The sequence below is a fragment of the Nocardia sp. NPDC058497 genome, from assembly GCF_042720195.1.
GTDB lineage: Bacteria > Actinomycetota > Actinomycetes > Mycobacteriales > Mycobacteriaceae > Nocardia.
In genome coordinates this window covers 1-2295 of the sequence record NZ_JBHXMY010000773.1, presented here as the reverse complement: position 1 = coordinate 2295, position 2295 = coordinate 1, and the positions used below count along the sequence as shown (strand labels likewise).

The window sequence follows — 2295 nt, the reverse complement described above, 5'->3', positions numbered from 1 at the left end:
CGCTATCCATCGGTCGATGGACAATTCAATAAAGGAAGCTGAAATGAACTGGACCCGAATTCCGCTGTTCTACGCCACATTGGTTTCCTTCGCTGCTGGCATGGGGTGTCGGTCTCTGAGGCTGCAGAGAACCTCGGCCTGGCGCCGTGTTGCTGGCACGCCGGGGACATCGAGCGGTGTCGGTGCTGGCGGGGGTGAGCTCGGGTCTTCTCGCACTGATCCGTCGCTCGCCGGAACCGACATCGCCGCAGGTCGCCTCTTCCCGCAAGACATTTCAGGTAAACGTGTCGGTGGTCACGTGCATGATGTCGTGCTGTGCCCTCGGGGATCGTATTGGGGGCGTGGGGTGTTCAGGTTTTTCTTCGTTACGGAGGGCGGTTCTATGTCGCTGGTTGTGCAGGTATGGGGCCCGGGTGCTTGTTTCACGCAGCCGGGGTTGTCGGCGGAGCGGGTGAGTTACCCGGTGATGACGCCGACGGCCGCGATGGGTGTGCTCAAGGCGGTGTATTGGAAGCCGGAGTTCGAGTACCGGGTCGAGCGGATCGAGGTGCTGGCCCCGATCAAACAGTTCACGTTGCGTCGCAACGAAACCACTGATGTGGTGTCGCTGTCGGAGGCGGTGACCGGTCGCCGTCGAGTGGACACGGCAGCATATCGGGCGCAGCGGAATGCGTTGTGTCTGAAGGATGTTGCCTACCGGGTTCATGCGCATATCGACCGATTCCCGCATGCGGACAAGCCGGAGGCGGCTTATCGGGATCAGTTCCGGCGTCGTGTCGAGAAGGGCCAGTGTTTCTCCCAACCGTTTCTCGGTACCCGTGAGTTCCCGGCGTACTTCGGCAAGCCCGACGACACCGCGCCGATCGCGGTGTCCGCGGAACTGGGTGTGGTGTTGCACAGTATCGACTACACGATGACACCGCGCCGGTCTCGGTGGTTCCGGGCGAAACTGTCCTCCGGGGTGATGGAAGTGCCCAAGCACGGGCTGACCGAGGAGCATCTCTGATGCTGCTGACACGGTTGACCGAGTTCGCCGCGGACAACCGCGGCGGGGTGCCGGCGTTTCACCGGGATCGGGAGTTTCGGTGGAACCTCAACATCGACACCAACGCATCCGTGGGAATCGTCAAAGCTTCGCTGACGCGGCTACGCAGTGTCGACAAACCCAATCGTGGTGTGGTGCACACGGTCCCGGCAGCAACACGGACGGTCGGTGTGTCGCCGAACCTGGCCAGCGACGACGCCCAGTACGTGCTCGGTCGTGGCGACGAGAAGTCCAAACCCGATCGTGTGCGAGCGTGTCACGAGGCGTTCGTGGAATTGGTGGCTCGGTGGGCGGACTCGGTCGACCCGGCGACCGATCGCGTGCCGCATATCGTGCGCCAGTTCTACCGAGACGGCTGGCTGTCGAAGCTTGCCGATGTCGAAGGGCTGTCGGCCAAGGATGGTGTGCTGGTCACCGTCGACGGTGTCGGTGCGCACCGGAGCCCGAGCGCGGCGACGTTCTGGGCTGAGCGGGTCGCGGCGACCAAGGGCAGCGGCCGGAGCGGGTTGTGCATGGTGTGCGCACGCACCGGTGCGCTGGCCAACACCATCCCGGGCAAGGTGCCTGCAGGGTTGGTACCAGGAGCGAGCAACGACGCGGCGTTGATCAGCATCAACGAACCGACCTTCGGCTACGACCTGGCGACGCAGCTGACGCACACGCCGATCTGCATGGTGTGCGCCGACGACATCACCGTCGGGCTGACCAGATTGCTGTCCTCGCCGACGAACAGCCTGTCGCGGGCTGGGCAAGACGCCCAATTGGCGTGGTGGACCACCGGCGGCGCGTCCTCGGATCTGATGTCGTTGCTGTTCGATCCGAACCCGGCCGAGGTGCACAAACAGTTGTCCTCGGTCTACAACGGGCGTCCGGTACAGCAGCCGGTGGACGTCGGCAGGTTCTGCTGGCTGTCGGTGTCGGGCCAGGTCGCCAGGATCTTGGTGCGCGACTGGGTCGACATGCCGTTGGCCGCAGCCGATCCGGGCATGGTGAGCCATACCGGCAATGTCCGGGCGTGGTTCGACGACCACGAAATCGTGCCTCGATATCCGCAACCGGTCACGCTGGCCGACGGGACAACGCTGCCCGCGGGCCGACGGTGGCAAGACATTCGACACATGGCTGCCAGCCTCGGGCGGTGGGACACGACCACGAACAAGGGCTACCTGCCGTTCGTCGCCAAGGGCGGCCGCCCCAATCCGGGTCGACCCAATGACGCGCTACGTCGCCTACTCGAGGCTGCGGTACTG

The 2295-nt window shown here is 64.3% G+C and carries 2 protein-coding genes; both read left to right on the top strand.

What is annotated here, in order from left to right; translation table 11 throughout:
• On the top strand, positions 1-1006 hold a 1006-nt coding region (gene cas5c, locus ACFWPJ_RS30755; RefSeq protein WP_378856711.1), incomplete at its 5' end, for a type I-C CRISPR-associated protein Cas5c.
• A partial coding sequence (locus ACFWPJ_RS30750; RefSeq protein ID WP_378856709.1) for a type I-C CRISPR-associated protein Cas8c/Csd1 occupies positions 1006-2295 on the top strand: 1290 nt, incomplete at its 3' end. The genes cas5c and ACFWPJ_RS30750, both read left to right, overlap by 1 nt.